Annotated in this window: 7 protein-coding genes; 4 read left to right on the forward strand and 3 right to left on the reverse strand. The window is 42.9% G+C overall.

The window, feature by feature from the left end; translation table 11 throughout:
* Positions 1-1,035: glycerol-3-phosphate dehydrogenase/oxidase (locus VK080_RS08710; protein ID WP_324224378.1), on the forward strand; the 1,035-nt coding region annotated here is incomplete at its 5' end.
* Between the two features lie 24 nt (positions 1,036-1,059).
* Entirely contained in the window at positions 1,060-2,109 is a 1,050-nt protein-coding gene (locus VK080_RS08715) for a zinc-dependent alcohol dehydrogenase (RefSeq protein ID WP_324224379.1), read from the forward strand.
* Positions 2,110-2,157: 48 nt separating this feature from the next.
* On the opposite strand, the gene VK080_RS08720 is transcribed toward VK080_RS08715, so the two are convergent.
* The 3 genes from VK080_RS08720 to VK080_RS08730 form a co-directional block, all read right to left on the reverse strand.
* Positions 2,158-3,102, reverse strand: coding sequence for a sugar-binding transcriptional regulator (locus tag VK080_RS08720; protein ID WP_324224380.1), 945 nt, complete (start codon positions 3,100-3,102; stop codon positions 2,158-2,160).
* Between the two features lie 175 nt (positions 3,103-3,277).
* Positions 3,278-4,192 carry an ROK family protein gene (locus VK080_RS08725; protein ID WP_324224381.1) on the reverse strand — a complete coding sequence of 305 codons (915 nt, stop codon included), beginning with the start codon at positions 4,190-4,192 and terminating at the stop codon, positions 3,278-3,280.
* Between the two features lie 322 nt (positions 4,193-4,514).
* The gene (locus VK080_RS08730) at positions 4,515-6,191 is read right to left on the reverse strand and encodes a peptide ABC transporter substrate-binding protein (protein ID WP_324224382.1); all 1,677 of its coding nucleotides are present in this window, start codon (positions 6,189-6,191) and stop codon (positions 4,515-4,517) included.
* A 208-nt stretch (positions 6,192-6,399) separates the two neighbouring features.
* Here VK080_RS08730 and VK080_RS08735 point away from each other — a divergent pair, with 208 nt between their 5' ends.
* Together VK080_RS08735 and VK080_RS08740 are read left to right on the forward strand one after the other, a co-directional pair.
* On the forward strand, positions 6,400-7,662 hold the full coding sequence (locus VK080_RS08735) for a Gfo/Idh/MocA family oxidoreductase (RefSeq protein ID WP_324224384.1): 1,263 nt from the start codon (positions 6,400-6,402) through the stop codon (positions 7,660-7,662).
* Between the two features lie 63 nt (positions 7,663-7,725).
* A partial coding sequence (locus VK080_RS08740; RefSeq protein WP_324224383.1) for a LacI family DNA-binding transcriptional regulator occupies positions 7,726-8,585 on the forward strand: 860 nt, incomplete at its 3' end.

Here is an 8,585-nt window from a genome sequence, read left to right on the forward strand (position 1 = left end):
CAGGTAAAAGGTGTTGTCGCACGGGATCACGTTGACGGCAGAACATTTACGATCAATGCAACACATGTTGTCAATGCGGCCGGCCCATGGGTGGATAAAGTACGCCAGAAAGACCGTCCGATCACCGGAAAATATATGGTCCATGCAAAAGGGGTTCATATTGTGTTTGACTATGAATCATTGCCGGTCACTTCATCCATTTATTTTCAGCATAAAGGACGCATGATTGCTGTCATCCCTAAAGGTGACCGGACGTATGTCGGATCAACGGAAACCATTTACAAAGCGGATATGGACGATATTCATGTCAATACTTCCGAAGTCAAGTACCTATTGGGCTGTCTGCATGATATGTTTCCTTCACTGAACTTAAGCATCCATGATGTCACATCAAGCTGGGCAGGCATTCGACCGCTTATTGGAAAAGATGGAGATGCCCCGTCCGAACTGTCCCGTCACGACGAGATTTTTGAATCCGATACCGGGCTCATAACCATTGCAGGCGGAAAACTGACAGGCTACCGGAAAATGGCAGAGCGGGTGATGCAGTATATCGAGAAGCGGGACGATCAGAAGCCAACCGCCTCGAATACCGATCGTGTTAAATTAACAGGCGGCAACTTTGCTTCAGAACAGGATCTGGAAGCATTGATCGATCAGCTGCATGAGCAATACAGTCATTTGCGCTTATCACGACAGGCTATCGAGGAATATGTTCTCCGCTATGGCACCAACACCGAGATGCTGCTTAAAGAAATCGCGGAATACGATGATTATTTTGACGATGATGAGGAGCGCAACATTGCAGCCGAAGTACGCTACACAGTTGAACATGAAATGGTGGCAACGCTCGCTGATTTTTATGATCGCCGGACAAGCTATCTTCTGTTCGATCTCGATAAGGTGAAACGCACAGTGAATGCTGCAACCGACGAAATGAAAGAAGCATTACAATGGGATGCTGCAACAACGAAAAAACAAACCGCCAAAATAAAATATCTCATCGAAAAAGCGTTGGCATTTGTTGAAGATTAAACGATTTTCAAGGGGGGAACGTCTATGCAAGCAGTTGTTCTTAATGGAAAGCAGAAGCTGGAAGTGCAGGAACGTCCGCATCCAGCGATTAATCCGGACGAAATCTTGTTAAAAGTTCATGCCATTGGCGTATGCGGTTCCGATTTGCGGATTTATAATCATGGCGATGCACGAATTGATTATCCGCGGGTTATTGGTCATGAAATTGCTGGTGAAGTAGTTGAAACAGGTGATAACGTGAGCCGGTTCAAGACGGGTGACCGGGTAACACTCGGAGCACACATCCCGTGCGGTGAATGCACGTATTGCCAGCAAAATCAGGGGCACCATTGTGTAAAAGGCCATTCAATGGGCTATCAGGTCGACGGCGGCTTTGCTGAATATGTTGTCCTGCCCAAAAAGTTTGTGGAAAATGGATCCATTCAAAAAATTGCCGATACCACATCATATGAACTTGCCAGTTTGTCAGAGCCATTCTCATGTGTGCTGAGCGGCCTTGACGAAGTGAACGTCAAGCCGGGTGACACAGTCGTTGTTTATGGGGCTGGTGCCATCGGGTGTATGTATATTGCTGCATTAAAACGGATGGGTACGGCCAAAGTCATCGCTGTCCAGCGATCCAAAGTACGCCAGAAAAAAGCAAAAGAATGCGGTGCCGACGTTGTAATTGATCCGTCTGAAGCGGATACGGTTGGAAGGGTCAACGACGAAACAGAGGGTATGGGAGCCGATACAGTCATTGTGACAGCACCTTCTGCCGAGGCACAGCGGGAATCACTAGAAATTGCCAGGAAAACCGGAAAAATCCTGTACTTCGCCGGAATCAAGCCGGTTACCGAAAATCCGATCAATACAAACCATATCATTTATAAGCAGTTAAAAATCGTCGGAACACATGGTGCACCGCGGCATCTTCATATGGAATCCGTTAAATGGATTGACGAAGGGCTGCTTGACTTTTCAGCCTTTATCACGCACACATTTTCTTTGGAGGAAACAGAGAAAGCGTTTCAGGCCGCCCTTGGTAAAGAAGGCTTAAAATGTGTCGTCAAACCTGCTCAATTAGGCCAGTAAAAATATAGAGGCGAAAAACATTGAAACCTGGTTTTCCGCCTCTTTTCATCATGACTGGACTAACGCTTGAGCAGTCTGATCATCAATGATGAGCACATCCAAATAACCGCCGCGCAACGCCGCTTCAATACTATCCAGCTTATACGAACCTTCGATGATCCCGACCACTTTCGGTATATCTTTTATTTCGTTCAGATCAAGTCCGATAACCTGATTGTTCAGCGGATGATCAATCTCCTCGCCCGCAGCATCAAAGAACCGTGAACCGATATCCCCAACAGCGCCCGCTTTACTTAATGACGTGAGATCGTCTTCCTGCAAATAACCGATTTTCTTCATGGTCGAACTTTTATATGGATTCCCAACGCTGACAAGCGCCATATCAACATGACGGCCTTTATCCAGAACATGGGCAATATCTTTGGAATTAATCAGCCTTTCTTTTAAGTCATCCGTTTCAACCATTGCAGGCGCATACAGATAGGAACAGGACGTGTTCATTTTTTGTGCCAAATGAAAAGCAAGCTGATTGGAATGTAGATGGACATCCTTCGTCCCCATCCCCCCAACAATCGGGACAATCTGAATATCATCCCTGCGTTCATACGGGTATTCCTCAACAAGTGATAAAAGCGTCGTCCCCCAGGATATTCCTAAATTTTTGACATCCTGCAAATTTTTCCCGACATAAGCCGCAGCCGTCTTACCGAGCTGTCGCTTTGCCATCACCGGATCATAACCAGCAGTCGAGACAACAATCACTTCATCAAGATCATACATCTTCTCAAGCTTTTGCTCAAGATCAACCGTATGGACCGTTTCATCTTTAATGTAAATCTCCACAAGGCCTTCCTTCTTGGCATTGTTCAAAAGCTTCGAGATCACCGGGCGCGACACATTGTTTTTCTCAGCAATCTGCGCTTGTGTCCAACCCTCAAAATAATATAATTTAGCTACTTTCACCATCAACCGGCGTTCTTCCCAACTTAACATATGATCGCTCTTTTCTATTGATTTTATGGCAATGTTACATTTGTTTTTCTTTGTTACTTTTGTAAAAAGCATAAGCTAAAAAAAGCGGAATGTCAATTAACAGGGGCCTGTCCCCCGCCACGCTAATACGTTAAAGCGATGAGGGACAGACCCCATAACAATTATAAGGCTATTCCTAATTCCCTACTCCATTTTCCAGCACTCTCCGCCCGGCTCCGATCAACCCTTGCTCATTGCCCATATGGCTTATTGCCATATTATTTAATATGTGTTTTTGTTCATCAATAAGCCATTCATCCAATTTATCCTTTACTTTCGTAAGCAAACTAGGGTTATTGAAGATCACACTGCCTCCAAACACCATTTTGTGCGGATCCAAAAGACTATTGAATACATACACACCTTGGGCCAGAGCGGAAGCCATACCATCAATAAGCGATTGCGCTGACGAATCACCATTATAATAGGCATCAAATACTTGCTTAGCTGTCATGTCTGTTCTTTCATACTGTTTATCTGCGTATTTTGCAAGCGCTGGTCCGGAAGCTGCGTGTTCAAGCCGCTCCAGTGGCTCACCTGTATACGGTGCGTACACCGGTATCAGCCCTGCTTCCCCCGCAAAACCGACCCCCCTGATAAATTCGCCATTTTGGATAATCGCACTCGAAATACCCGTGCTAATCGTCATATAAACAAACAAGTCATCCTCATTTACCTGAGCTTCTTTCCATTCGGCAAAGGCAGCCATATACACATCGTTATCGATCACGACCTTGTTTATCCCAAATGCCTTTTGCAGACGTTCAACTATAGGAAAATTCCTCCACGGAAGATTATTTTGAAAAATAGCGATGCCGTTTTGTCGATCAATCTTTCCCGGGACCCCGGCACCGATACCACAAATATCATGTACCGGGATACTGGCATGATCCAATAGCTGTTCAATACATACTTCGACTTGTGAAAACATATGTTCCTTGTCGGATGGGTTACTGTCGACAATCTCTCGCTGAATAATCTCACCGTTTTGATTGACAATACCGCTGGCTATTTTCGTACCTCCAATATCCAGACCAATGGCATACTTCATTGTCATTCTCCCTTCTGATTATCTATTACTTCTTTGACTGGGACATGGGGAATGGATATTTGTCCCCTGTCAGTTCCCTCATTCAGCACAAACCGGAAATATCCGGGTGCCGGCACGTGTACTAAGTCTTTTTGAATACTTCTCCAAACAGTTGAAAATGTTAATCTTAATAATCAGATTTCACTTGCTGTTTCTTCGTATTTCGACTTTATTCCCCGGGAAATAACACTGCGATTTGACATGAAGAACCCCCGGCTGAGGTGCAATCGGGGGTTAAACATCGTTATTTTTGAGTTTCACATCCGAATTATTGTCGTTAATTCTATTCGGTCACTTCAGCCCATTTATATTCATACGTTGGACCAATCGGATTCGCGATGACGCCCTGCACTTTTTCCGATACAAGAAGAGAAACGTATTCCTGGTATACAGGCGCTATTGCTGCATCTTCAAATAAGATTTTTTCGGCCTCAATGAAATTTTGATAGCGCTCAGCTTCTTTACCAGGCGTTGCGAGTTCATTTTGAGCCTCTGCTAAAAGCTGATCATATTCTTCATTTGAATAACCCATTTTATTATAGGGACCGCCTGTTTCAAATAGACCTAAGAATGAATATGGATCAAGATAATCCGGTCCCCAGCCTGAAAGCGTAATGTCATAATCCATGTTTGCATCTAATTCCAGTTTCTGTTCACCCGGCACTTGCTTTAATGTCAGATCCAGTCCGTCCAGATTTGATTCAAGCTGATTCACGAGAAATTCATGCATAACCATTGATGTTTCAGTATCACCACCGAGGAATTCAAGTTCAATGGAATCTTTGCCTAATTCCTCCAGTCCTTTCTCCCAGTATTCTTGTGCTTTTTCAACATCGTATTTAACCAGATCACCGTTGACATCTCTAAATTCTTCACCTTCAACATCCATTCCTTCAGGGAGCGGTGCAAAATCTTGAGGCACTAGCGCATTAGCTGCAATCGATCCATCATTCAATATTTCGTTTGCTAAAGCTTCTTTGTCGAATGCCCGGCTGATGGCTTCGCGAATGTTCTCATTTGCAAGTGCCTCATTTCGGGTTTGGTTCATCTTTAAGTAGTATAGCACTGGTTTCGACCTTGTACTATAATCATCATGAGTTGAATACTGATCAACTAAATCAGACGTTAACTGTGCCCTGTCCACCTCGCCACTTTCATATAAATCAACAGCCGTTTGTGCATCTTTAACAACACGATAAGTCAATTCTTCCAACTCAACTTCTTCAGCATCCCAATAGTTATCGTTCTTAGCCAGATTCCAGGAATCGCTTGTGCTTTCCCAGTTCTCCAAAACGAAAGGGCCGTTGTACAGAAGGTTATTAGCACTTTGCGCGTAACCATCACCTTGCTCTTCAACAAACTCCTTATTCAAAGGCAGGAACGTGCCAAATGTCATTAACGATTCAAAATAAGGAACCGGTTTAGCGAGTTCGACGACTAATGTATGATCATCTTTTGCAGTAACACCCAATTCCTCAACATCTTTTTCACCATTACTAATTTCTTCAGCGTTTTTAATAACGCCTTGCATCATGTATGGACCGTATTCAGAGCCTGTAGCAGGATCAACAGCCCGCCGCCAAGCATATACAAAGTCTTCCGCTGTCACTGGGTCACCATTTGACCATTCAGCATCCTCTCTCAAACTAAACGTCCATTGCATACCATCGTCACTTATTTCATGACCCGTCGCAATTGCTTCAATTGGTTTAGCGTTCTCATCCAAACGATACAACCCTTCCATTGTTGCTCCGAGAAACTGAAACGAGATCTCATCCGTCGCCAATGAGGAGTCCATGGTCGGGATTTGGCCTTGTCGAATTAGATTCAAAACCTGTTCAGTCTCTCCCTCCGCAGACTCCTGATTGCCTTCGTCCTCCTCCCCTGTGCACGCTGATATGAACATAATCACCCCAATACCAACCATCATCAATACAAACGTTCTAAAAAATTTCTTCATATTTTTCCTCTCCTTTATAAATCATTTACTAAACATTTTACTAATATCGGTATTGTACAATAAAATAAAAACGTTTTCAATATCATAAAAATTTTTACATATTGTACAATTCAATGTTATAGTATTATTACTAGTACTATAATCCACTTTTTTACCGCATCTTAAAAATTGGTAAATTTTTTACTAAATTATAAAGGAGCATGTTATGATGGAACCAACAAGTGCAATTTTAATCGGAGCAGGTGATCGGGGAGCAAGGGCTTATGCTCCATATGCGCTGGCGCATCCTAATGAACTGAAAATTACGGCTGTGGCTGAGCCCAACGACGAAAGAAGAGATAAAGTCAGACTGGCCCATCAGCTCCCCCGGGAAAATTGTTTTTCCTCATGGGAAAAAGCGTTTTCCATAGGAAAGGTTGCGGACGTCGCCATTATTACCACATTGGACCAGCAGCATTTCGAACCTACCATGAAAGCGCTGGAATCAGGTTACCATGTACTCCTGGAGAAACCGATGTCCCCTGATCCGATCGAATGTATTGAAATGGAGCGTACGGCGAAGAAATATAATCGTCAATTAACCATTTGTCATGTTTTACGATATACGGAATTTTGGTCCACGATTAAGCGGGTCGTAGCGGAAGGAAAAATCGGTAAAATTGCCTCCATTCAGCTTAATGAAAATGTGGAAATTATGCACATGGCTCATAGTTTTGTCAGAGGAAATTGGAATAACAAAGAAAAATCAAGCCCGATGATTCTTCAAAAATCGTGTCATGATATGGATATTATCAGCCACATTATTGATGAAAAATGCGAACGAATCAGTTCTTACGGTTCATTGATGCACTTTAAAGAAGAAAATGCACCCGAAAATGCACCTGAAAGATGTTTAGACGGTTGTCCCGCTGAATTAGACTGCCCATTTCATGCGGGGAGATACTACCTGGGCGAAGGAAAAGGCTGGGCTAAAAAATTCACAGAAGATAACTCAAGAGAAGGCATTATTAAAGCTTTACAGGAGACGCCTTACGGAAAATGTGTGTATCAATCAGACAATAACGTGGTCGACCACCAAGTCGTCAATATGGAATTCACAGGTGGAGCGACAGCGACCTTCAGTATGTGCGGTTTCACAAGAGAACAAACCCGTATCGTGCAAATCATGGGGACTAAAGGAGAGATACGTGGTAACATGGAAGATAATCGGATTTCCATTTATGACTTCCTTACTAAACAGGAAACAGTCGTTAAGTTTGATAACCCGATTAGCGGGCATGGCGGTGGTGACGCTGGTATAATGCGCTCGTTTTTACATGATTTAAAACACCATGAAAATAAGAGTAACATATCTTCTGCTGCCACATCATTACAAAGTCACTTAATGGCTTTTGCAGCCGAGGAATCCAGAGTTAATCAAGGAGAGTCTATTGAATTAGATCGTTTTTATAACAGTTTAACGACGGTATAGGAATCTTTGTTATACTCCCAATACACATGAATTTTAGTTATTTTGATGGAAAAGGTGATTGGATTGGCCACCATTAAAGACATAGCAAACAAAGCAAACGTATCGGCTGCCACGGTCTCACGTGTTCTTAATTACGATGCCACATTATCTGTGTCCGATGATACTAAGAAACGAATCTTTGAGGCGGCTGAAGAATTGTCTTATAGAAAACGTCCGGTAAAAAAACACGTTGGGCAGAAAATTGCCATTGTTCATTGGTATACAGAAAAAGAAGAACTCAACGACCTCTATTTTTTATCAATCAGGCTTGGGGTTGAACGACGTTGCAAACAATTTGATATTCATCCGGAAGTCTATTTTTTTGATAACATAGATGGCATTGATCCAGCTGAAATCAAAGGGATTATTGCGATTGGCAAATTTACTGCAAAACATAGAAGAAAATTAACCCAAATTTCGCCATCCATCGTTTTTGTTGACCAGTCACCTGACGAGGATACGTACGATTCAGTCGTGATCGATTTTGAAAAAGCTACACGAAAGATTATTGACTATTTCATTTCAACAAATCACCGTCATATTGGCTTCATTGGTGGCAGAGAACGCATAAGAGAGAAAGCCTTCGCAAAATATATGCAAGAAAAATCGCTTTATAATGAGCGTTTTCTGTACATAGGTTCATTCTCAGTTGATGAAGGCTATCGTCTGATGAAAAAGGCCATTGACGAATTAGGCGACGATTTACCGACAGCTTTTTGCATTAGCAGTGATGTGATGGCAATCGGAAGTATGCGCGCACTTCATGAAGAAGGTATAGCTATTCCGAACAGGGTCAGCATTTTCGGCATAAACGACATTTCGGTCTCAAGGCATCTTTATCCGCCTCTAAGTACTATCAGAGTTTTTACCGAAAATATGGGCGA

It is taken from the genome of Lentibacillus sp., assembly GCF_035301925.1.
Taxonomy (GTDB): domain Bacteria; phylum Bacillota; class Bacilli; order Bacillales; family Amphibacillaceae; genus Lentibacillus.

What these genes read in the sequence shown, in the direction of transcription:
- VK080_RS08715 (WP_324224379.1), top strand. Translation starts at nt 1,060, where the DNA reads ATGCAAGCAGTTGTTCTTAATGGAAAGCAGAAGCTGGAAGTGCAGGAA.
- VK080_RS08720 (WP_324224380.1), bottom strand. Translation starts at nt 3,102, where the DNA reads ATGTTAAGTTGGGAAGAACGCCGGTTGATGGTGAAAGTAGCTAAATTA.
- VK080_RS08725 (WP_324224381.1), bottom strand. Translation starts at nt 4,192, where the DNA reads ATGAAGTATGCCATTGGTCTGGATATTGGAGGTACGAAAATAGCCAGC.
- VK080_RS08730 (WP_324224382.1), bottom strand. Translation starts at nt 6,191, where the DNA reads ATGAAGAAATTTTTTAGAACGTTTGTATTGATGATGGTTGGTATTGGG.
- VK080_RS08735 (WP_324224384.1), top strand. Translation starts at nt 6,400, where the DNA reads ATGGAACCAACAAGTGCAATTTTAATCGGAGCAGGTGATCGGGGAGCA.